Source organism: Nonomuraea sp. NPDC048901, from assembly GCF_040649695.1.
In the GTDB taxonomy this organism is placed as follows: Bacteria; Actinomycetota; Actinomycetes; order Streptosporangiales; family Streptosporangiaceae; genus Nonomuraea.
This window is the reverse complement of the sequence record NZ_JBEZFW010000009.1, coordinates 1-20,733: the sequence shown is the minus strand read 5'-3', so window position 1 is coordinate 20,733 and position 20,733 is coordinate 1. Positions and strand designations below refer to the sequence as shown.

Annotated in this window: 23 protein-coding genes; 13 read left to right on the top strand and 10 right to left on the bottom strand. The window is 67.9% G+C overall.

Going from position 1 to position 20,733, the window contains the following annotated elements:
- Positions 1-6: 6 nt before the first annotated feature.
- From AB0C30_RS29955 to AB0C30_RS29945, 3 genes are all read left to right on the top strand, one after another.
- A complete protein-coding gene (locus AB0C30_RS29955) occupies positions 7-1,590 on the top strand; it encodes a heparinase II/III family protein (RefSeq protein WP_357950840.1) in 1,584 nt (527 codons plus the stop codon).
- A gap of 132 nt (positions 1,591-1,722) precedes the next feature.
- Complete coding sequence (locus AB0C30_RS29950; protein WP_357950837.1) at positions 1,723-2,514, top strand: SDR family NAD(P)-dependent oxidoreductase; 792 nt, start codon at positions 1,723-1,725, stop codon at positions 2,512-2,514.
- A 5-nt stretch (positions 2,515-2,519) separates the two neighbouring features.
- Positions 2,520-3,716, top strand: coding sequence for a GDSL-type esterase/lipase family protein (locus AB0C30_RS29945; protein WP_357950835.1), 1,197 nt, complete (start codon positions 2,520-2,522; stop codon positions 3,714-3,716).
- Here the strand turns inward: AB0C30_RS29945 and AB0C30_RS29940 are convergent.
- The 4 genes from AB0C30_RS29940 to AB0C30_RS29925 all read right to left on the bottom strand — a co-directional run bounded on the left by AB0C30_RS29940 (position 3,677) and on the right by AB0C30_RS29925 (position 6,557).
- Positions 3,677-3,769, bottom strand: a complete 93-nt coding sequence (locus AB0C30_RS29940; protein ID WP_357950832.1) for a fumarylacetoacetate hydrolase family protein — start codon at positions 3,767-3,769, stop codon at positions 3,677-3,679. The genes AB0C30_RS29945 and AB0C30_RS29940 overlap by 40 nt on opposite strands.
- 94 nt (positions 3,770-3,863) lie before the next feature.
- Positions 3,864-5,111 (bottom strand): erythromycin esterase family protein, encoded by a 1,248-nt coding sequence (locus AB0C30_RS29935; protein ID WP_357950830.1) that lies wholly within the window; start codon positions 5,109-5,111, stop codon positions 3,864-3,866.
- 1 nt (position 5,112) lies between these two features.
- Complete coding sequence (locus AB0C30_RS29930) at positions 5,113-5,847, bottom strand: ABC transporter permease (RefSeq protein ID WP_357950827.1); 735 nt, start codon at positions 5,845-5,847, stop codon at positions 5,113-5,115.
- Positions 5,844-6,557 carry an ATP-binding cassette domain-containing protein gene (locus tag AB0C30_RS29925; RefSeq protein ID WP_357950824.1) on the bottom strand — a complete coding sequence of 238 codons (714 nt, stop codon included), beginning with the start codon at positions 6,555-6,557 and terminating at the stop codon, positions 5,844-5,846. Before AB0C30_RS29925 ends, AB0C30_RS29930 begins: the two co-directional genes overlap by 4 nt.
- Positions 6,558-6,687: 130 nt before the next feature.
- Between AB0C30_RS29925 and AB0C30_RS29920 the strand changes: the two genes are divergently transcribed.
- The 3 genes from AB0C30_RS29920 to AB0C30_RS29910 are packed head-to-tail and all read left to right on the top strand — an operon-like array spanning position 6,688 to position 9,018.
- The gene (locus tag AB0C30_RS29920; protein ID WP_357950821.1) at positions 6,688-7,866 is read left to right on the top strand and encodes a histidine kinase; all 1,179 of its coding nucleotides are present in this window, start codon (positions 6,688-6,690) and stop codon (positions 7,864-7,866) included.
- The gene (locus AB0C30_RS29915) at positions 7,841-8,488 is read left to right on the top strand and encodes a response regulator transcription factor (protein WP_357950818.1); all 648 of its coding nucleotides are present in this window, start codon (positions 7,841-7,843) and stop codon (positions 8,486-8,488) included. The genes AB0C30_RS29920 and AB0C30_RS29915 overlap by 26 nt, the downstream gene beginning before the upstream one ends.
- Before the next feature lie 59 nt (positions 8,489-8,547).
- Positions 8,548-9,018 (top strand): nuclear transport factor 2 family protein, encoded by a 471-nt coding sequence (locus AB0C30_RS29910; RefSeq protein WP_357950815.1) that lies wholly within the window; start codon positions 8,548-8,550, stop codon positions 9,016-9,018.
- On the opposite strand, the gene AB0C30_RS29905 is transcribed toward AB0C30_RS29910, so the two are convergent.
- Positions 8,963-9,580: a MarR family transcriptional regulator gene (locus AB0C30_RS29905; RefSeq protein WP_357950812.1), complete on the bottom strand. Its 618-nt coding sequence runs from the start codon at positions 9,578-9,580 to the stop codon at positions 8,963-8,965. The two genes, AB0C30_RS29910 and AB0C30_RS29905, sit on opposite strands and share 56 nt — an antisense overlap.
- 47 nt (positions 9,581-9,627) lie before the next feature.
- Here AB0C30_RS29905 and gap point away from each other — a divergent pair, with 47 nt between their 5' ends.
- Positions 9,628-10,623, top strand: a complete 996-nt coding sequence (gap, locus tag AB0C30_RS29900; protein ID WP_357950810.1) for a type I glyceraldehyde-3-phosphate dehydrogenase — start codon at positions 9,628-9,630, stop codon at positions 10,621-10,623.
- Between the two features lie 255 nt (positions 10,624-10,878).
- Here gap and AB0C30_RS29895 read toward each other — a convergent pair whose 3' ends face one another.
- Positions 10,879-11,442, bottom strand: a complete 564-nt coding sequence (locus AB0C30_RS29895; protein ID WP_357950807.1) for an ATP-binding protein — start codon at positions 11,440-11,442, stop codon at positions 10,879-10,881.
- A 67-nt stretch (positions 11,443-11,509) separates the two neighbouring features.
- Between AB0C30_RS29895 and AB0C30_RS29890 the strand changes: the two genes are divergently transcribed.
- The 4 genes from AB0C30_RS29890 (at position 11,510) to AB0C30_RS29875 (ending at position 15,297) form a co-directional block, all read left to right on the top strand.
- Complete coding sequence (locus AB0C30_RS29890) at positions 11,510-11,641, top strand: hypothetical protein (protein ID WP_357950804.1); 132 nt, start codon at positions 11,510-11,512, stop codon at positions 11,639-11,641.
- Positions 11,642-12,063: 422 nt separating this feature from the next.
- Positions 12,064-12,729, top strand: coding sequence for a hypothetical protein (locus tag AB0C30_RS29885; RefSeq protein WP_357950801.1), 666 nt, complete (start codon positions 12,064-12,066; stop codon positions 12,727-12,729).
- 179 nt (positions 12,730-12,908) lie between these two features.
- The gene (locus AB0C30_RS29880; RefSeq protein WP_357950799.1) at positions 12,909-14,495 is read left to right on the top strand and encodes a hypothetical protein; all 1,587 of its coding nucleotides are present in this window, start codon (positions 12,909-12,911) and stop codon (positions 14,493-14,495) included.
- 193 nt (positions 14,496-14,688) lie between these two features.
- On the top strand, positions 14,689-15,297 hold the full coding sequence (locus tag AB0C30_RS29875) for a hypothetical protein (RefSeq protein ID WP_357950797.1): 609 nt from the start codon (positions 14,689-14,691) through the stop codon (positions 15,295-15,297).
- A gap of 47 nt (positions 15,298-15,344) precedes the next feature.
- On the opposite strand, the gene corA is transcribed toward AB0C30_RS29875, so the two are convergent.
- Together corA and AB0C30_RS29865 are read right to left on the bottom strand one after the other, a co-directional pair.
- Positions 15,345-16,466 (bottom strand): magnesium/cobalt transporter CorA, encoded by a 1,122-nt coding sequence (gene corA, locus AB0C30_RS29870; protein WP_357950795.1) that lies wholly within the window; start codon positions 16,464-16,466, stop codon positions 15,345-15,347.
- 22 nt (positions 16,467-16,488) lie between these two features.
- On the bottom strand, positions 16,489-16,965 hold the full coding sequence (locus AB0C30_RS29865; RefSeq protein ID WP_357950792.1) for a nuclear transport factor 2 family protein: 477 nt from the start codon (positions 16,963-16,965) through the stop codon (positions 16,489-16,491).
- A 241-nt stretch (positions 16,966-17,206) separates the two neighbouring features.
- Between AB0C30_RS29865 and AB0C30_RS29860 the strand changes: the two genes are divergently transcribed.
- Positions 17,207-17,905, top strand: coding sequence for a M50 family metallopeptidase (locus AB0C30_RS29860; protein ID WP_357950789.1), 699 nt, complete (start codon positions 17,207-17,209; stop codon positions 17,903-17,905).
- Positions 17,906-17,950: 45 nt separating this feature from the next.
- Positions 17,951-19,771: a protein kinase gene (locus AB0C30_RS29855; RefSeq protein WP_357950786.1), complete on the top strand. Its 1,821-nt coding sequence runs from the start codon at positions 17,951-17,953 to the stop codon at positions 19,769-19,771.
- On the opposite strand, the gene AB0C30_RS29850 is transcribed toward AB0C30_RS29855, so the two are convergent.
- Both AB0C30_RS29850 and AB0C30_RS29845 read right to left on the bottom strand, forming a co-directional pair.
- A complete protein-coding gene (locus AB0C30_RS29850) occupies positions 19,743-19,949 on the bottom strand; it encodes a hypothetical protein (RefSeq protein ID WP_357950783.1) in 207 nt (68 codons plus the stop codon). The two genes, AB0C30_RS29855 and AB0C30_RS29850, sit on opposite strands and share 29 nt — an antisense overlap.
- Positions 19,950-20,001: 52 nt before the next feature.
- Entirely contained in the window at positions 20,002-20,565 is a 564-nt protein-coding gene (locus tag AB0C30_RS29845; protein WP_357950780.1) for a 3'-5' exonuclease, read from the bottom strand.
- Positions 20,566-20,733 lie beyond the last annotated feature (168 nt).

The following is a 20,733-nucleotide window of genomic DNA, read 5'->3' as shown; positions in this document are numbered from 1 at the left end:
CGCCACGTGTTCTGGCGTGCCCGTACGACGCCCGGCCGGGCCATCTGCCTGGCCCACCAGTTCCCCAAGATCAAGCTGCCGGAGGTGATGGCCGGGCGGGTGACCTTCGTCGGCCTGCCCCCGGTGGACCTCGGCCAGGACATCGACTGGCGGCTGAACCCGCACGGCAACCGCTCCTGGGCGCTGAACCTGCACACCCTGCGCTGGATGGGCGGCCTGGTCGCCGAGTACGAGGGTTCGGGCGAGCGGGCCTACCTCGACCGGGCCGAGACCCTGGCCGACGACTGGATCCGCAAGAACCCGCGCGACCATGCCGACATCAGCCCTTGGGCCTGGGCCGAGCACGCCGTCGCGCTGCGCGCCCCCGTGCTGGTGTGCCTCAGCGCCCACGTCGACAGCCGCCGCCTGCTGGACAGCCTCGCCGAGCACGGCGAGATCCTGTCCGACCCGGCGCTCTACCGGCAGGGCCACAACCACGGCCTGGACCAGGACATCGCGCTGCTGGTGGTGGGCTGCCGCCTGGGCCGGAACGAGTGGCGTGACCTGGCGATCCGCCGGATGCTCGCCTCGGCCGAACTCGCCATCGACGAGCAGGGCGTCCTGCACGAACAGGCGCCGAGATACGGGCTGTACGTGCACCGGCGGCTCGGGGTGGCATTACGGGCGATCGAGGAGAGCGGCGCCAAGATCCCGAACCGGCTGACGGCGCGCCGGACCGCCCTCGAAGCGTACGTGGCCCATGCCACGCAGCCCGACGGCTTCCTGGCACCCCTCGGGGACAGCCCGGCGGACACGCGGGCGGCCGGGTTCGCGCACGACGGGGCGACGGTGCGGGTCTTCGACGGCGGGTACGTCTTCGGCCGGACCGCATGGGACGATCCGGGCTCGGCGTTCTACTCGATCAGGTTCGGGCCGGGGCGGCGGCTGCACGGGCACGAGGACCATCTGGGCGTCACCTATCACGCGCAGGGTCGCCCGGTGCTGGTCGAGGCCGGTTTCCACTCCTACGAGAAGACGGACTACGTGGAGTGGACCAAGTCGCCCGACGCGCACAACGTACCCTCCGTGGTGGGCGCGGGCTTCCGAGCGGGTACGGCCACGCGCCTGGACGCGTCGGACATCGGCCCGTCGCGGCAGTCGTACCGGCTCAGCGACGAGGCGTATGGCGTGCGCCGTACGCGCGAGGTCCTGGTCAGTCACGGAGCGGACCTGATGGCCGTACTGGACTCGGTGCCGGAGGGGCACGCGGTGCGCGACCTGTGGCACTTCGACCCGTCGCTGCGGCTGATCGACCAGCGCGACGGCGTCGTGGTGCTGGGCGACGACGCCCGCCGCGTAACGCTCCTGCAGCTCACGACCGACGGCAGGCCGGTGGGCGGTCAGACGGTACGGCCGGGCACGGTCTCACCGGGATACCTCCGGACGGCGGTGACCGTGACGGTGACGTCCCCGGAGGCTTCCCGGCTGCTCACCGTGATCGTGCCGGGCACCGAGGACCCGGCGGTCTCGGCTGAGGGCCACCTGATCACGGTGCGTACGCCCGGCGGCCCGGTCACCTTCGGCGGGTCGACACTGTGCCCACTGCGGTGATCAGGCGATCGGTTGCCACTGTTGAAGAGCGACCTGCGCCGCCTCCTGTGCATGCGCTCACTATACCCATGGGTTCAAAAACCTGAACCAAATGGTTTGCAAATGAACAGTCCGGATAACTATGTTGAACCCATGAGTTCAACTCGGAAGACCTTGGTCATCACAGGTGGCACCGACGGGATGGGCAAGGAGCTCGCCCGCACCTACCTGCGCCGCGACGACACCGTCGTCATCGTCGGCCGCGACAAGGACAAAGCCCTCCCCGGCGCCCGTCTCATCGCCGCGGACCTGAGCCTGGTCAGCGAGAACAGGCGGGTCATCGACGAGATCAACGCCGCCTATCCGGCCGTTGACGCACTCGTGCTGTGCGCCAGGTACTTCCGCTCCACCCGGTTCGTCACCGCCGAGGGAATCGAGGCCACCTTCGCGCTGGAGTACCTGAGCCGCCACCTCCTCAGCCACGGCCTGACCGATCCCGGAGTCATCATCAACGTGTCCGGCCCGGGCGTCCCCATGGGCCGCGTCCACTGGGACGACCTGATGCTGGAGCGCGGCTATGACGGGGTGGCGGCCCAGATGCAGGCCGGCCGTGCCAACGACCTGCTCGGTACCGCCTTCGCGGCCGAGCGGCCGAGCGGCCGTACCCGGTATGTCCTGATCAACCCTGGGCCCGTGTCCACCGCCTTCCGCGGCGAGTACGACGCCGCGACCGCCGCCCACGTCGAGCAGCTCAAAAGGCACGGCGCGCCGGTCGCCGAAGGCGTCAAACCCGTCATCGCCCGCGTCGATGCCCCGCCCGCCGCCCCGCTCAGCGCCTTCATGCGGAGCAAGCCGATCAGCCTGGACCACCCGTCATTCTCGGCTGAGGCCGCCGCGAGGCTCAGCGACGTCACCCGCCACCTGCTGCGCTCCCTGGAGGGCTGAACAACATGACCACATGGACGGCGGCCTTCAGGTCAGCCCCGGTCAGCGCGTACGAGTCGATGACGCTCATCCACCCCTCGCGGGCCTTTCATGACCAGACCCTGCGTCAGATCGTGCGCGTCCGCGGGGCCGGTGATCGTCTACGGATCCGTCTCAGCAACCAGTACGGCAAGCAACCCCTGACCATCGCCCGGACCAGCGTGGCCGCGCACGACACCCGATCCTCGATCATCGCGGGCACCGACACAGCGGTCACCTTCGGGGGAACGGCGCATGTGACGATCGACGCCGGGGCCGAAGCCGTGAGCGATCCCATCGGCTTCGTCACAGCAGGCGACAGCGACCTGGCGGTCAGCACGTATCACGCCTCAGACGCCGGTCTGGCCACCTACCATCCCTTCGCCCTGCAGACCGGTTACGTGGTAGCGGGCGACGCCGTCTCGCGGACGCGCCTGACGGCTGCCGAAGAGGTGGAATCCCGGTTTCACCTGGGCGGCATCGACATCGGGGGGCCCGAGGGACGCCGGGTGATCGCGGCCTTCGGCGACTCACTCACCGACGGAGTGGGCACCGCCCACGGCACCCACCGTCGCTATCCCGACCTGTTGGCCGGCAGACTCGCCGACACCTCTGTGCTCAACCTCGGCATCGCCGGCAACAGGCTGCTCAGTGACGTCTTCGGCGAACGCGGCGTCGCCCGATTCGAGCGCGACGTGCTCGCCGCGCCAGGGGTGACGCACGTCGTCCTGGAGCTGGGCCTCAACGACATCGGCATGCCGGGCATGCTGGGTCTGCCCGCCGTACCGGCGGACGACCTCATCGACGGGCTCGGCTCGATCATCCGGCAAGCCGCGCGAGCGGGGCTGACGACGGTCGTCGCGACCATGACCCCCTTCGGCGGAGCGAACGGTGTCAGCCCCGGATTCGACACCCCCGAGGGGGAACGGACACGGCAACGCGTCAACGAGTGGATCCGCGCCCACTCGGACGTCGTCGCAGACTTGGATCACGTGCTGCGTGACCCGGCCGCGCCGGCTGTCCTGCGGTCCGAATACGACAGCGGCGATCACATCCATCCCAACGACGCGGGAACCGAGGCCATAGCCGACATCGTCGCCGGAGCGGTCCTTAGAGCCGGCGGCCGAGCGCGGGCGCCGCACGGTCAGCAGTCGCGTGCCGTGACGTCGTTGAACACCGAGTAGCCCGCGACGGCGGCCCGCGCCTGTTCGGGCGAGTCGATCGCTGAGCCCTCCACCCGGTTCGGCGGGGATCAGGTGGAGGTGTTCGCGAGGGAGCTGAGACGCGCGGTCGCCGAGGTCGAGCAGGCCCTGACCGACTTCGCCGACTGATCACAGTGGGGTGACCGGGCTGGCATGCGGCACGTACACCAGGGCGTCGTAGGCCTGGGCGGGCACCGTCTTCACCGTGTACGTCCAGCTCAGGGAGCTGTAGATCGACCGGAAGCCGTCACCGACGTTACCCATCGGGACCTCCGAGGTGAGCACCTCACGGTTGCCGGGTTGCGACGAGGCCTGCGCGAGGTTCACGTAGCCCAGCGGCTGGTCGCCGAACAGCTTGGCCAAAGGCGAGGTGTGGCTCACGGTGAACCGCTTGCGTTCGCCGGAGCCGTCGTCCCTGCTGACGAAGGTGCTCGTGCCGAACTCGGTGCCGATCGTGAAGTAGTCCTTGCCGTACGCCTTGGCCAGCCGCCGCCCCATCGACTCGTAGGAGAACGCCGCACCGCTCTTGTCGATGTGGCCGTTGTGACCGCCCACTATGACCTTCTTCCGTCCTTGGGCGGCCTCCGCGTCGGCGATCCACCTGACGTTCTCGGCCATCCAGGCGTCCCGCTTGCTGTTGTAGTCATTGCCGGAATTCTGTAACTGCGCACCGCGCTGGATCGTCTCGGCGTGGTGCACCGCGAGGGCGAACGACTCCTGGGAGCTGAGGCTGACGTACTTCTCCCGATTCGCCGTCATCTGGGCGACGAGCCGCCCAGCGGCGGTGGCGGCGGCGGCGACCTTCTCCTTCTCCTGTTCGGACCTCGTGGCATCGGTGAGAGCGGCCAGCGACTCCTGGACCGGGCGGACCCGAGCGGGGTCGACCGTGGCGAGATAACGCAGCAGCCGCTCCTTGTTCCGGTCGTAACGCTGCATGTCGAAGCCGTACAGACGCACCTTGTCCGCGTCGGGGACGGCGGCGTTGTGGTCATGGATCCACTTGAGCAGATCCGCCATCTCGCGGGTCCGGTAGATGTCGAAGCCGAGCGCCCTAGCCGCGTCCTCCGCGCTGCCCCGGTCCTTCATGAGATAGTCGTTGGCCGTGGCCGTGCCGCCGAAATCGGCCTCCAGGGCGACGGTGCGGAAGCCGTACTCTCCTACCAGCTTCTGGATGATCAACGCGCGGCTCTGGACGAACTCCTTGTTGCCGTGCGTGGCCTCGCCGATCCCGACCACCCGTTTGCCGGCGGCGTCGGCGAGCGGGGCCTGGTCGAGAGGGACCACGGCGTCGGACGTCACTCGCGAGGTGTCCACCCCCGCGCACCCGGCCGCCGCCAGGCCGATCAGGGCGATGCTCAGGACGAGCTTGCGCCTCATGTCAGTTCACTTCCTTGCGGAGCACGCGCATGACGCCGAGCGTCATCGGGATGACGATCCAGAAGATCATTGACGCGGCCAGCCGAGCGGCGTCGCCCCCTGTCATGTCGCCGACCATCAGAGGGGTGGCGGTGCTGCCCAGGTCGAGCCACTCGGTCAGGGCCGCGCCGGTGGCACCGAGCCGGGCGACGACGCTCCACAGCATCGGGGTCGCCAGGCAGATCACGATCGCGGCCGGCGCGTTCAGGAGCAGCATGCCGACGGACAGTCCCATCGCGACCACCAAGACGTTCGTCGCGGTCCAGCCCAGCAGGGCGAGAGGGGTGATCTCCCAGCCCGCCGGGACGTCCTGGGCGCTGGCGACGGCCGCCGTCACCGGCACCGCGACCAGCATCGCGAACAGGGAGGCCGCCATGGCGGTGATCAACGGAGGCAGGCACTTGGCCGCCAGCACCCGCAGGCGCCGAGGTTCGAGCGCGAAGGTGGTCAGGGCGGTGCGGTGGCTCCATTCGCCGGTCAGCGTGAGAATGCCGATGACGGGGAGCAAGGTGCTGAATCCGATTCCGGCGGTCCCGATCAAGGTGCCCAGCTGCGGACCATCGATGACGCTGCGCGCCGTAATGGACATCAGGGTCAAAACGATCAGGATCACCGTCATGATCTTGCCACTGCGGGTGTCGAAGAGCTTGCGAGCCTCGACCGACAGCAGCCGGTAGAAGGGAATCGATGTGGTCATGCCGCACTCCGGTCCGCGTTCGCCGTCAGTTCGAGGAAGGTCTGTTCGAGGTCCCGGCCCCGGCCGAGCTCGTCGACGGTCCCCTGGGCGAGGACACGGCCGCGGCCGATCATCACGATGTGGTCGGCGACCCGCTCCACCTCGTGCAACAGGTGCGAGCTGAGCAGCACCGTACGGCCCGAGTCGGCGAGGTTGCGCAGCAGCCCGCGTATCCATTGGATGCCTTGAGGGTCTAGACCGTTGGCGGGTTCGTCCAGGATGAGCACCTTGGGCCGGCCGAGGAGCGCGTGAGCGATGCCGAGCCGCTGCCGCATACCGAGTGAGTAGCCACCGACCGTCCGCCGGCTCTCTCTGGCGGCCAGTCCGACCAGGTCGAGGACCTCGCCGACCCGCGACTTCGGCAGTCCGAGCAGCATCGCGCTCAGGGTCAGGATCTCCCGGCCGGTCCGGCCGGGATGCTGGGCAGCGGCGTCGAGAAGCACACCCACCTGGGAACCCGGGCAATCCAACTCGGCGTACGGCCGGCCCAGCACGGTGGCCGAGCCCGAGGTGGGACGGGACAGCCCGGCCAGGATACGCATGGCCGTGGACTTTCCGGCGCCGTTGGGCCCGAGGAAGCCGGTGACGCTGCCCGCTTCGGCGGTGAAGGACACGTCGTCCAGTGCCTTCACGTTCTTGTAGAACTTGCTGACGTGGTCGAACTCGATCATGGATCAAGTTCACCGGATGCGACGCCGCCGGTCATCGAACCCAGGTCGAGTCCGGTTATAGACCTTTGGCCACCTGGATGTGGACCTGGGTCGCTAAGGCTTCGGCCAGGAGATCTCTAGGCTGTAGGACGTGCACGACCTGAAGGAGAGCCGGGCGGCCCTGGACCCGCAAAGCATCACACTGCGCTATGTGTGCGCCCTGCTGCCGATGCTGTTCCATGGAGCCACCTTGATCGCGGTCGTTTCCCGCGACCCTTACCGGCTTCCGTCGGCACTGGTCGATGTGGGGCTCGGCGTGATCGCTCTGGTCCTGATGGGCTGGCGGCGTCGCTGGCCGTGGCAGATCGCCCTGGTCACCGCCCTGCTGAGCGCGTTCTCCAGCACGGCGAGCGGCCCGGCATACGTCACGTATGTCTCCTTGTGCATGCATCGTCGGTGGCGTCAGATCGTCCCCGTCGCGGTCGTGTCCTGGCTGAGCGTGGTGGCGTTCGCCGCCCTGCCGGCCATCACCGAGGCGACCGATGTGTCCATCATGACCGGAACCGCCATCCTCGGCGGACTGACCCTCTTCGGCCTCTACTTCCGCGGTCGCCAGGACCTGGCCGCCTCACAGCAAGAGACGGCCCTGCTCGCCGAACGTCAACAGCTGCAGCTGATCGAGCAGGCCAAGCTGGCGGAACGGCTCAAGATCGCCCACGAGATGCACGACGTCCTGGCTCATCGGATCTCCCTGCTGTCCATGCTCGCCGGCGGCCTGGCGTACCGGAAGGACCTCAGCGCCGAGGAGACCCGCGAGGCCGCACTGGCCATCCAGGAGAACGCGCACCAGTCACTGAACGAGCTGCGCACCGTGCTCGGCACGCTCCGGCACGACGAATCCCTGGAAGCCCCGCAACCGAACCTGACCCATCTCGATGCCCTCTTCGACGAGGTGCGCACCGCCGGTCAGCAGGTCGAGGTGGACGACACCATCGGTGACCGGGAACTGCTGCCGACGCCGACCGGGCGGCACGCGTACCGGATCGTGCAGGAGGCTCTTACCAATGCGCGCAAGCATGCGCCGGGCAGCCGGGTGATGGCCGAACTCGGCGGGCGGCCGGGCGACGGCCTGCGCATCCGGGTGAGCAACCCGGCGCTGTTCGCGACGGCCGCGGGACCGGGCTCGAGGCTGGGGCTGGTCGGCTTGGCAGAACGCATCCGGATGGCCGGCGGCACTCTCAGCCACGCCGTACGGGACGGACGCTTCATCCTCGACGCCACGCTGCCATGGGAGACTTCACGCCGTGACTCGACTGGTGATCGTGGATGACGACCCGATGGTACGCACCGGCCTGCGCCTGATTCTCGGCGGCGAGCCCGACCTGGACCTGGTCGGCGAGGCCGGGGACGGCCGGCAGGCCATGGACGTGATCCGCGACCTGCGGCCCGATGTCGTGCTCATGGACATCCGGATGCCCAACCAGGACGGGCTGACCACCACCGAGCTGCTGCTGGCCCAGCCGGACCCGCCCCGGATCCTCGTACTCACCACCTTCGACGCCGACGACATGGTGCTGCGCGCTCTGCGGCTCGGTGCCGACGGCTTTCTGCTGAAGGACACGCCACCACCGAAGATGATCGAGGCGGTCCGCACCGTGGCGAGGGGTGAGCCGGTACTGTCGCCGAGCATCGCCCGGCAGGTGATCGCCGCAGCGACCGGCGCGGGCGAACCGCAGCGCGCGGAGGCGCCGCGGGAGCTGGCCAGACTCACCGACCGCGAGCGAGAGGTCGCGATCGAGGTGGCCCGAGGCAGATCGAACGCCGAAATCGCCGGGCAGCTCCACATGAGCGTCGCGACCGTGAAGGCGAACATCACCCGGATCTTCGCGAAACTGGGCAGCGACAGCCGCGTCCAGGTCGCCATGAAGGTACGCGACGCCGGCCTCCTCTAGGAATCCGCTTATCTGGCAGGTAATCGACAGGCCGCACCAGGCTCGGACAGGCTTGCGGCATGACCCATAACGCCAATGCCACCCGTGACATCGTGGAAGCGCTGATGCGGCGTATCGCCGAGGGCGATCACGACCGTGTCGCCGAGTTGTTCGCCGAGCCGATCGACTGGCAGCTCGACTGGCCCGCTGAGGGGCATCCGGCGGTGCCGTGGATCCGGCCGCGATCGAGCCGAGCCGACGTGGCCGACCATTTCCGGACACTGGAGGCCCATCACGTGCCCGAGCTGAACGGCACGTCGGTGGCGCGAATCCTGGTCGACGGGGCGGACGCCGTCGTCTTCGGGGAGATCGTGCAGACGGTACGGAGCAGCGGCACCGCTTACAGCTCACCGTTCGCGCTGCACCTCACCGTCGAGGACGGACTCATCACCCGTTACCACATTTACGAGGACAGTCTCACGGTCGCGCGCGCCCTCAGCGCTCAGGCAACGGAGAGCCCGGTGCGCGCTCCGGCGTCCGCGAGCCGCTAAGAACTGATTCGGCGCTCGCCTGTCCGAGTTCGGCCAAGCGGGTCAGGGCCGGGAGGGCGTCGGTGATCGCCTGGCGCTGCTCGGGGGTCAGCTGGGCGATGAGCGGGACCAGGTGGCGGGTGCGGTCGTCGTGGCGGGAGCGCCCGATCTGGCGTCCGGCCTCGGTGATGTGGACCAGGACGGCGCGCCGGTCGCTGGGGTCGGGGCGGCGTTCCACGAGTCCGTCGCGCTCCAGCCGGGTGACGAGCTGGGTGATGCCGGGCTGGCTGACCTGCTCTGTCTTGGTGAGGTCGGTCAGCCGCATGGGGGCGCCGCGGGTGGCGAGGGTGTCGAGCACCGACAGCGTCGTGAACGACAGCTTCTCCAGCATGGGGAGGCGGATGTAGAAGCGGTTGAAGTTCTCAATCGCGGTGGCGAAGGCATTCACGTCCAGGTCGCCGTCGCGGTCAGCGTCCAGGTCGCCGTCGCGGTCAGCGCCCTGGGCGGGGTCGCGGTCCGAGCCGCGATCGCCCAGCGCCTCGTCCGGCATCTCGCCCGGTGTCTCGTCCGGCGTGGTGTTCACGCCGGAAATATATCGCAAACTTATTTAAGTTGCTTATGATGTCCGGCATGACACTTCGATTGGGCATCAACGGGTTCGGGCGGATCGGCCGGAACGTCTTCCGCGCGGTGGCCGCTCGCGCCGACGCCGACATCGAGATCGTCGCGGTCAACGACCTCGGCGACGTGGCGACCATGGCGCATCTGCTGGCGTACGACTCGATCATGGGCCGCTTCCCCGGCGAGGTCGCCGCAGAGCCGGGCGCGATCCGGGCCGGGGACGCGACCATCAAGGTTCTGGCCGAGCGCGACCCCGCCGACCTGCCGTGGGGTGACCTGGGCGTGGACGTGGTGATCGAGTCCACCGGGATCTTCACCAAGGCCGAGCAGGCCCGCGCGCACGTGGACGGCGGCGCGAAGAAGGTCGTCATCGCCGCACCGGCCAGCGGGGAGGACGTCACGATCGTGCTCGGCGTGAACCACGACGTCTACGACCCAGCGCGCCACACGATCATCTCCAACGCCTCGTGCACCACCAACTGCCTGGGTGTGCTGGCCAAGGTGCTGCACGACGCGGTCGGCATCGAGTCGGGCATGATGACCACCGTCCACGCCTACACGCAGGACCAGAACCTCCAGGACGCGCCCCACAAGGACCTGCGGCGGGCCCGGGCAGCGGCGCTCAGCATCGTGCCCACCTCCAGCGGGGCGGCCAAGGCGATCGGCCTGGTGCTGCCGGAGCTGCGGGGCCGGCTGGACGCGTTCGCGCTGCGAGTGCCCGTGTCCAACGGCTCGGTCACCGACCTGACCGTCACCACCAGCCGCGCCACCACCGTGCAGGAGGTGAAGGACGCCTACGCCGAGGCCGCGGCCGGTCCGTACAAGGGCCTGCTGACCTACACCGACGCACCCATCGTGAGCAGCGACATCGTCGGCGACCCGGCCTCGTGCGTCTTCGACGCCGAACTGACCCGCGTGATGGGCTCGCAGGTCAAGGTCGTCGGCTGGTACGACAACGAGTGGGGGTACTCCAACCGCCTCATCGACCTGGCCCTCATGCTTTGACGCGCTCCCCGGCGTTCACGCCGGGGATTCAGTCTGTGCCGTGTGGTGTCACGCGGCACTTCTGTGGCTTCCTGTTTCATCGACCGTGCGCCCGTGCTCGCCCCGAGGAGCGGGCGGAGGGGTCTTACCGGTCTCCGCAGGCGTTCTCCGTCTCCGCTTCCCGCCCATCTCAGGCACGGGTTTCCGTCCTTGCGGGACCGGAAACGGGGCGGCCCCAGCCTGGGCCCCTTGCAGGTCTGGGCCAGAAAGAGACCTCTAGTAGAAGAGGAGCGGACCAGGACCGGATCTATGGGCAGGGGTGGTGTGGATCTTCGCCCACACCCTGTGGCCCACCTCCTTCTCGCCCTCACACCCCACCTGGTCGGCGATCGCGGCGACGAGGGCCAGCCCCCGGCCACGCTCCGCATCGGTCCGGAAGGCCGCGCCGAAGTGAGGGCGTCCACCCCAACCGCAGTCATAAACCGCGACAGTGATCATGGCGGTCGTGCGGGTGATCTCGACGATGAAGGTCCCGCGAGGGCTGCCGCTGCTGGTGTGCTGGAGCGCATTGGCGGCCAGTTCGGCGACGATCTGCTCGGCATCGTCCCGGCATGGGGCGTCGGCCAGGAGGTATCGCGCGAAGTGGCGGGCGTGCGGGATCTGGTCGGGGGTGCCAGGGAAGGTACGCCGCCAGTTCAGGCCGCCGGGGTGCAGGTCGATCATCGCGTCGATGTGTTCGCGCAGGACCGGGTGGGATGGCCCGGCGCTCGGGTCCTGGTCGCGTTGCCGGGGAATGAGCAGGTGAGCAGGTGCGTCCACCGTTTCGGCGGTGTCGGGCATTGGGATCCTCCGTGGACACGTGAGCCGTTCGACTCGTACCCAAACGGTGCCCCATCGGATGCGCTGTGTGGACCCCCAACGCATCCTCATGGACAACCCGCGCTACGCGCGCGCTGACCTGCACGCATCTGTCGGCGTCGAGGATCGGCACCCCGATGCGATCTCGATCTACCTCCACGATCGCCAGTACGGACTGTGATCAAAGCTTTACAATAAGCGGTAATTCCAGTCTGGAGGTGGTACGGATGGCCGGCGAGAGGTACCAGGCGTTGCCTCAGGCCCGCTCCTCACATCCCGCAACCCGCGGCTGTACGACTTCGAGTCCTAACCGGAGGCCGGGCGTCGACCGCCCGTACTTCTACCCGCCGTGGGCCCGTTGCATGAACATGACCCCGCGAGTGGGCAGTTCTTCCACGACCTTGTACGTGATCGGGACCATAGCACTCCAAATTCACCCGCAGCCTCTCCCGTACGACACAACAAGGCTGGAGACCTGGCGCGAAGGCGACCACATGTCGCCTGAAAAGAGCTTGCCCCGGGTCGCATGCAGAGCAGTGGCGATATCCCGGGGCCTACAGAAGCATCGTAGCTCACTCTCCGCGGCTAAGGGAGGTAGGCGCCGTGAATCCGATTGAGAACAAGATCATCGCAGATGCCATCTCGCCTGCCCGCCTTGCACCCTACCTGCGCGCGTGTGGAGGCGATCTGGAAGTGGCGCTCCGCCTCTATACGTGGAACAAGGAGATCGTCGGGGCGTTCTCCGGCTCGCTGTCCGAGCTTGAGGTCGTCCTGCGCAACGCTATGGACCGTCGGCTCACATCGCACTTCGGCGGGCGTGATTGGTGGGCGTCTCCGCGGATCAGACTGGCACCTCATGCCCGTGACAAGATCACGGCCGTTGCGATGCCGAAAGCCGGAGCCATACCTACGGCGGATGATGTTGTCGCAGGCCTGACCTTCGGATTCTGGGAGTCCCTCCTGGGCCGCAAACACAATTACGAGAGTCACCTGTGGTGGCCAGCACTCAGGGACGCGTTCCCCGGCTACTCCGGCGTCCGGGGCCCGCTGCATGCTGACGTCTACAACCTCCGCCTCTTCCGTAACCGGATCTCACACTGCGAGCCCATCCACGGTCGTCATCTTGAGCAGGACAACCGGACACTGCTGAAGATCCTTGACTACATCTCCCCGGAGGCCGCCCGATGCGTTGCGAGGTTCAGCCGCGTTCAGGAAGTACTGGATCGGCGTGCCAGCGTGTTGGACGGAAGCCTCACCCCCCGGTTCTGAGGAAGCCGCGATGGGTTTGAAAGTGACCATGACTGAGATCGCTGAGTTCGCAGCCCTGGCCCATGCGGACGTTCGCAACCGTCGACCCGCTTCGACCTCGATCCATCTACCATCCACCCGTGCTGAACGTAACCGTAGCTTTACAATAAGTATGCGATCTCAAGCTTGAGGGGGTGCCGATGTCCGGCGAAGGCTATCGAGCGTTGCTCCAGGCCCGCTCTTGGAGTAAGCGTCTCAGGGAGAAGGGCTTCACGTGGGATCAGATCGCTGACGTGCTCGCGCTCACCCATCAGGTGAGCCCGTTGCGGCTCTACCGGCTGGCACACGGCCGCACCGCGGCCGACGTGGTGGCGATGGTCAACGACGCCGACCCGGCGGGCGCGGCCGCTCTGCGTGAGACGCGGCTGTACGACTACGAGTCCTGGCCGGAGGCGGGACGTCGGCCGCCCGCGCGTCTGCTCACCGTACTCGCCAAGATCTACCAGACCGCCGCGCGCAACCTGGCGCGAGGAGAAGACCTAGTGGCGTACGGGGTCGCTGATCGTGAGCTGATCGATGGTGCGGATTTCCGCGACCTGGACGCCAATCGGCCCGCTGGAGCGCGTGTCACCATGGAGATGAGCGCGGCAGCCCCACCCGCTGACACGTCGCCCCTGGACGCCTCAGCGTGCGTGCGGTTGCTGCATGCCACCGGCGCCGAGGAGGCCGATGTGAAGCGACGGGAACTGCTCTTCGAACTAGCCCTGGTGCTCGGCGGCACTCGGGCGCTCGACCTGCTGCGGATCCTCACATCGGAAGAGGAGGAACGCCTGGCCGGGGTGCTGCGCAGCACGTGGCGGGTGGATGAGGCAGCAGTGCAGACGTTTGAGAAGCTGACGATGCACGCGCGGCGGGCCGACGACATGTCCGGGCCTGCGGCGCTGCTACCCGTGGTGAACGGGCAGCGGGCAGCGGTCGGGCGGCTTCTCGTACGTGAGTCAATGCCGCCGGGCCTGCGCGACCGGCTCCTCGGGACGTATGCCCAGCTGTCACAGTTGGCGGGGTTCCTCGCCTGCGACCTCCGCGATTACGCAGCGGCCGAGCAACCCCTGAACGACGGGCTGCGGGCGGCACTCGACCTGGGCGATCCGACATTGATCGGCTACGTGCACTACTGGCTGGGCAGGGCAGCCGCTGAGCAGAACCGGACTGCCTCGGTCTTTGACCATGCCTTCGCGGCTCGGGAATGGGCCGTCCGGTCCCCCAGCAAATTGCTGGCGTCCATACACGAAGGATTGCTCTCGCTCGCCTACGCCGCTGAGGGTAATGCCGCGGCGAGTACCCGCGCGTATGAACGCGCACTCGCGTTGGCTGGGCCCTCGGAGGGCGACGAACCACCGTTCCTGTACTGGGTCTCACCCTCCTCAGAGGAGACCAGGAGGGCCTGGTCTTTGATCCGGCTCAACCAGCCTGAGCCCGCCCTGGCGGCGGCCGAGCAATCTCTGGCCGGACTCGATCCCCGGCGTGCGAGACCGAGGCTATATGGGTTGGCACTTGCCCGGTATGCCATTGCCTTGACCTTGGCCAAGGCAATCCCCGAGGCAGCAGCCAAGCTGGCGGAGGCCGCCGATGTCACCAAGCAGCACAACTCGGCTCGGCTGATCGACGAGGTCGGCCAGGCGCGGGCCCGGCTGGGGCCATGGGCGGACACCAGTTACGTTCGCCAACTGGATGACACCCTGCGATCTTGCGGCCTCACTTCGGCTTGTCCAGCAGGAGGGGCTTGAGCTGGCGGAAGAATTCGGTCGTTGGCCTGATCTCGCCCGATCTCGTGGAGGCGGGGTCGATTGGATGGTAACCAGGGAGAAGAAGATGTTGAAGCGGAATGGCTATGTATGCGCGGGGATTCCGGGTGAATGGCCTAGGCCTGTACGGAGTTGAGATCAGCGGATCCGCCCGCGTTCTGGTGTGAGGTCCTGGTTGGCCATCGCCATGGCGCGCGGGAACCTTTGGGAGGTTCTTCACGTCCTACGCATCATGCATAAGATCGTGACCGCAGCCATCACCGGGGTCGGCATCCTCATCTTTTCGTCCGCCTGTACCACTTCAGCCGTGACTGCTTCCCAGGAGTCATGCACGTTCACCTGGTCCAACATCGACGACCGTGACGTCCTCACCGCGGTCTCCGAAGCGAGAACGTTGGCAAAGGGCGAGAAGTGGGTCCCGTCCATGCATGTGCTGCGGTCGGGCGTCGCGCAGGTGACCGGGGTGAAGCTCGACAACCCGCAGACAGCGATCACGTCGTTGGGCAAGCGGGTCGGCCAGTCGTTGGCACCGATCGGCCAGATGTATCCGTCCAAGGGCCGTCACGGTGAAAACTCTTTCGGTGCCGCGGGACGGTATGTCGTCTACCAGGTGGCGCGTCACCTGGTAGACGCTGACTTCGTCGTGGAGTGCGGCGGGAAGCGGCTCGGCTCGGGACACGCCACCTCCTGGCAGTCCGGCGACTCCGGCGGGACGGCGGAGTGCGGCGTCAAGACGGGGGACGAGAACCGCATTGCCCGCATGGCGCTCGAACTGGCCTGCTAGCGCCGGTGGCGGAGTCGACACTGACCAGTCTCAACTCCGTACAGACTTTAGAGCCAGTCGCGGCGCTTGAAGACCGTATAGAGGACCAGGCAGACCAGGGCCATCAGCAGCATCGCGAACGGGTAGCCGAACACCCAGTGCGTCTCGGGCATGAAGTCGAAGTTCATCCCGTAAATGGTGCCGACCAATGTCGGGGCGAACAGGATGGCCGCCCACGCGGAGATCTTCTTGACCTCCTCACCCTGCCGGATGCTGGCCTCCGTCATCCTGGCGATCTCCTCGTTCTGCGCCTGGGTCACCAGCGTCGAGTTGACCAGCAGGATGTCCTGGAGCATCTGCCGGAAGGAGGCCACGCGTTCGTTGACCGTGATGGCGTGGTCGGCCACGTCACGCAGGTAGCTCTGCAGCTCCTCGTTGACGCCGTACTTGGTCGCCCCGGCGATGAACCCGTCGATCATCCGTACCAGTGGCGTGGTGGCCCGCTGGAACTCGATGACCTCGCCCGACAGCTCGTAGACGCGCCGGGAGACGGACGGGTCGCCGCCGAACACCTGGGCCTCGATCTCCTCGATGTCCTTCTGCAGCCCGGCGACCACCGGGGCGTAGCCGTCGACCACGGCGTCGAGGATGGCGTACAGCACCGCCTGCGGGCCCTGGCGGAGCAGGTCGGGGTCCGATTCCATGCGCTTGCGTACGGCCTGCAGGTCAGGCGCCTCCGCGTGCCGTACGGTGATCACGAAGTTGGCCCCGACGAAGACGTGCAGCTCGCCGAACGCGACCTCCTCGACGTCGTCGAGGTAGCGGGCGGCGCGCAGGACGACGAACAGCATGTCGCCGTAGCGGTCGGCCTTGGGCCGCTGGGAGCCCACGATGGCGTCCTCGATGGCCAGCGGGTGCAGCTGGAACTCCTCGGCCAGCTTGGCCAGCTCCCAGTCCTTCGGTCGGTAGAGGCCGATCCAGGCGAGACTGTCGGGCAGTTCCTTGAGGCGTTCGAAGGCGTCGGCCAGCGAGGCGGGGTTGTCGACCCGCTTGCCGTCCTGATAGATCGCGTTGTCGATGACGGTGGGCTGGTAGGGGGCCTCTTCGCCGGGGCGCGGGTCCATCGAGTGCTCAGGCGCCGGCTCGCGGGCGCTGCCGCCTCCGCGTCCGAAACCCTTCATCCGTGCCATTGCCCGCCCCTTACCCAAATCTCTACTCGAGGTCGTCGAGTGCCCGCGTCGCCCGGTCCCTGATCGACTTGCGCCACATGGGCGTCCAGCCGAACAGCAGGCCGTGCGGCCTGCCCAGCGCCATCCGGGACCAGCGTTTGAAGTCGAAGTCGTCGTGGTGCCTGACGATCAGGCCGTCCTCGAACCTGAACAGCGCGTCGATCTCGTTGACCACTTCGCGACCCGTACGGGAGAAGGTGTAGCGGGAGGTCCAGCGCGCCGTACCGGTGTAGTCGTCGGCCGTCACGTCCCTGAACTCCGACTTCAGCCCGTCGCTCACGCCCAGCTGCAGCCGCCACATCGCCATCACCCGCCGCCGCCCCTCCACTTCCAGGAAGACGGGGTCGCCGAAGCTCACCTCCGGGTGGTAGCAACTCTCCATCGCCGCGTAGTCGGTGCGGCCGAGTGCCTCGTAGAAGGCGCGGATCAGCGCCACGTGCTGGTCGTTCACCTTGCCCATCAGATCATGGTTGTACCGTTATGCCAGCATACGGCCCCCGGTCAGTCGCCTCCCAGATCGAACGAGTGAAGAGCGGCCAGCCGGTGCGCGTACGAGTGGGGAATTGTCGGGAAATCTGTGCCGAGCACCACCTTCCCCACAGGAACCAGATCAAGCGGCGACTTGGCGGAAAAGACGCGCGGCATCAGAATCTTGTTCTGTGAGCACGAGCGGGTCTTTACCTGGATAGGGTCATACCTCGATGGACAAGCTCTGGGCCCACCTGATCGAGGTTCAGCCTGCCCCCGACCCGTGGGTCGTGGTGGTCTCGGCACTCGTCGCGCTCGCGATCGTCAGTTTCGGCATGTCCTGGCAACTGTCCAGGGGCCTGATCACGATCGCCCACGAAGGCGGCCACGCGCTGATGGCGCTGGTCACCCGCCGGAAGCTCGAAGGCATTCGCCTGCATTCCGACACCTCCGGCGTAACGCTGACCAGAGGCCGGCCCACCGGCCCCGGCATGGTGCTGACCGCGCTGGCGGGCTATCTGGCGCCGTCGTTGCTCGGACTGGCCGCCGCGTGGCTGACCGAGCAGGGACGCATCACGTTGCTGATGTGGACCGTGCTGCTGTTCCTGGTCTGCATGCTGCTACTGATCCGCAACCTGTACGGCGCGCTGATCCTGCTCGCGACGGGTGGCGCGGTGTTCGCCCTGTCGATGTACGCGCCGGACAACGTGCAGCAGGTCGTGGCCCTGGTGGCGGTCTGGTTCCTGCTGTTCGGCGGGGTGCGGCCGATCATCGAGTTACAGCGCAAGCGGCGCAGGCGGCAGGCGCGTGACTCCGACGCCGACCAGCTCGCCAGGCTGACCATCCTGCCCGGCGGCTTCTATGTGTTCTTCTTCCTGGTCGTGGCGGGCGCCTCCGTGGTGGCCGGCGCCTATCTCATGAATCCGCTCTAGTCCGGAAAAATCACATTAAACTCGCCCGTGACAGGGGGGAGTACTGTGCTGCCAGTCGAGGACGCGCCCGGCTACCGGGTACTCGATCAGGCCGGCCAGGGCGGGTTCGCCATCGTCTACCGCGCCTACCAGGAGCGCCTCGATCGGATCGTGGCGCTGAAAGTCCTGTCCGTGGACCGGGTCGACCAGCGGACCATGCGCAGGTTCCAGCGCGAACTCCAGCTCACCGGCCGGCTCACCGGCCATCCGAACGTGGTCACCGTGTTCGACACCGGCGTGACGCGCTCCGGCAAGCCGTACATCGCCATGGACTTCTTCGAGAACGGCTCGCTGCGCGACAAGGTCCGCAAGGAGGGGCCGCTGCAGGTGCCCGACGTGCTGCGCACCGGCGTGAAGCTGGCCGGGGCGCTGGCCGCCGTACACGAGGCGGGGGTCCTGCACGGCGATATCAAACCGCAGAACATCCTCATCTCCCGGTACGGCGAGCCGGCCGTGGCCGACTTCGGCGTGGCCAGGGTCGTCGACTCGGCGGAGATCTCGGCCACGGCGCAGGCGTTCACGCCGCTGCACGCGGCGCCGGAGGTGCTGACCGGGCAGCCGCACTCCGCCTCATCCGACATCTATTCGCTCGGCTCGACGCTCTACCATCTGCTCGCCGGGCAGCCCGCCTTCCACAGCCCGACGGACCCGTCGATCGCGCCGCTGATGTACCGGGTGCTGAGCGCGGATCCGCCGCCGATCAACCGCGCCGACGTGCCACCGGTGGTGTTCGAGACGGTGCTGCGGGCGATGGCGAAGCAGCCGGAGGTACGGTACGGCTCGGCGCGCGAGTTGGCGCAGCGGCTGCGGCAGGTGCAGGCGGAGCTGGGACTATCGGTGACGGACCTGGTCGGGCAAGATGCCGGGCCCGTGCCTTCGACGACTCCCCGGCGAGCCGACAGCGGCGAGCCCCCGGTGCCCGGCCCCTCGACGGGCGCGCACTTGGCCGGGCCCGCGACCGGTGCGTACACACCGAACCCGGCGCGCCCGGCGAGCGGCCCGCTGCCGACGGGCTACAGCCCTTTCGCGCCGCAGCCCTCGGGACCTCAACCGCCTGATCAGAGCCCCTTCGCGCCGCCCCAACCCTCGGCGCCTCAACCGCCTGATCAGAGCCCTTTCGCACCGCAACCGTCCGGCCACCACCCCGCTGGGCTCCAGCCGTCGGGTCCGCAGTTCGGCGGCCCGCACGCGACCGGTTCCCAGCTCGGCACGGACGGGTCGAGCGCCCCCGCCACGGTCCCACCGGCGCACCCGGCGCAGACCGGCTCCTCGTTCGGCGCCGCATACCCAGCCGGTCCCGCGCACGCGTCGAGCGGAGTTCCGTCCGACGGTTCGAGGACGCCTGGCAGTACGAGGACCCGGGTGATGGCGATCGGAGCCGCCGCCACGATCGTGGCACTAGCGGGCGCCGGGTTCGCCGTATACCTGTCGATACAGAACGAAGCTCCCCTGGCCGACCCGCAGCGGTCCCAGCCCCCCTCGACCGCCGCCAAGCCGTCCGAGAACGTCGGCAAGGAAGCCCTGGCCGCACTGGCCCCGCGCCGGGTACGCGTGGTAGCCGACCGCAGCACACTGGTGGAGCTGCGGTGGGCGCTGCCGAAGGAGTCCGCCCGCTACCCGGTCGTGGTCCAGCGCTCCCCGGCCAAGCAGGGCGAGCAGGCGATCACCGCCCTCCAGCCCGGCACCACCTCGGCCCGTGTGAGCGGCCTGGACCCGGACACCGGCTACTGCTTCCTGGTGGGCGTCCCACTGCAGATCTCGAAGACGAGCAAGGTCGCCTGGTCCAAGCCCGTCTGCGTCAGAGGCGCGGTGGCCAAGAACGGCTAGCGCCGGCGATGGCGTAGCGGGCCAGCGCCGTACTCCAGTCCTGGCTGCGGGCGGTGTCGGCCCCGGAGTCGCGCAGGAGCCGCGTGGTCAGGCCGTCGCCGTTGGCCAGGGCGAGATCGGCGAAGCACTGCTTGAGCAGGGGGAGATCGAACAACACCCGGCCCCGATCGTGGACCACCTGACGTCCCCGCATCCGCAACGCGGCCGCCAGCCGCCGTGAATCGGGGAAGCTAGCTGACAGGCCAGTCTCCGCGCCTCGCCAGATGTAGCACGAGGGCAGCGATGTTCCACGCGTCGTCGTCGCCTCGGTGGTGGCGGCCCTCCAGCGGGAGGCCGGCCATCATCAAGGCCTGGGCCATTCCAGGGCGTCGTCGCAGGCCGTTAGAGACGGTGAAGGCGACCTTCGCGTTGGTGTGACGCTGGCAGAAGGGGTACTCCGTACCCGTCTGGCGGCACTGGCGGGTGAACTGGTTACGATCGTAGTCACCCCAACTGGCCCAGGGCAGCAAGCCCGTCTGATGCTGGGCCGCCAGCGCTCGGCACGCCTCAGCAAAGGGAAGACCCCCGTCTACCTCGGTCTGCGTCAGCCCCGTCAGCTCCGTACAGAATGGGCTCACCCTCGATCGGGCTGGGCGTACAAGCAGCCGGTGCTTGGCGAGGCGCTCGCCCGCGCGCAGATCAACGACAGTGAGCCCGATTTCGATGATTTCGCTCACCTGGCCGGGCGGCGGCTGTCCCTCCCAGCATGTCGCTTCGACATCGACCACGTTCAGCAGGTGCTCGTTAGCGTCCATGAGGAGTGAGCGTAGAAGCAGCCTTGCCCCAGGTCATCAGGATTTCGCCTGATCACCCCCGCGCAGAGTTTCTGGCCCTGTCTCACATTCGGTGGTGACCGAGCGTGCAGCTATCCGAGAAGGATGCGATGGCGAAGGAGGGTGAATCCTGCGCGTCCATGCATCTGG

Bases quoted from the DNA above. Each gene is read 5' to 3' on its own strand.
- AB0C30_RS29950 (WP_357950837.1), top strand. From the start codon at position 1,723: ATGAGTTCAACTCGGAAGACCTTGGTCATCACAGGTGGCACCGACGGG.
- AB0C30_RS29945 (WP_357950835.1), top strand. From the start codon at position 2,520: ATGACCACATGGACGGCGGCCTTCAGGTCAGCCCCGGTCAGCGCGTAC.
- AB0C30_RS29935 (WP_357950830.1), bottom strand. From the start codon at position 5,111: ATGAGGCGCAAGCTCGTCCTGAGCATCGCCCTGATCGGCCTGGCGGCG.
- AB0C30_RS29930 (WP_357950827.1), bottom strand. From the start codon at position 5,847: ATGACCACATCGATTCCCTTCTACCGGCTGCTGTCGGTCGAGGCTCGC.
- AB0C30_RS29925 (WP_357950824.1), bottom strand. From the start codon at position 6,557: ATGATCGAGTTCGACCACGTCAGCAAGTTCTACAAGAACGTGAAGGCA.
- AB0C30_RS29910 (WP_357950815.1), top strand. From the start codon at position 8,548: ATGACCCATAACGCCAATGCCACCCGTGACATCGTGGAAGCGCTGATG.
- gap (WP_357950810.1), top strand. From the start codon at position 9,628: ATGACACTTCGATTGGGCATCAACGGGTTCGGGCGGATCGGCCGGAAC.
- AB0C30_RS29895 (WP_357950807.1), bottom strand. From the start codon at position 11,442: ATGCCCGACACCGCCGAAACGGTGGACGCACCTGCTCACCTGCTCATT.
- AB0C30_RS29880 (WP_357950799.1), top strand. From the start codon at position 12,909: ATGTCCGGCGAAGGCTATCGAGCGTTGCTCCAGGCCCGCTCTTGGAGT.
- corA (WP_357950795.1), bottom strand. From the start codon at position 16,466: ATGGCACGGATGAAGGGTTTCGGACGCGGAGGCGGCAGCGCCCGCGAG.
- AB0C30_RS29865 (WP_357950792.1), bottom strand. From the start codon at position 16,965: ATGGGCAAGGTGAACGACCAGCACGTGGCGCTGATCCGCGCCTTCTAC.
- AB0C30_RS29860 (WP_357950789.1), top strand. From the start codon at position 17,207: ATGGACAAGCTCTGGGCCCACCTGATCGAGGTTCAGCCTGCCCCCGAC.
- AB0C30_RS29845 (WP_357950780.1), bottom strand. From the start codon at position 20,565: ATGGACGCTAACGAGCACCTGCTGAACGTGGTCGATGTCGAAGCGACA.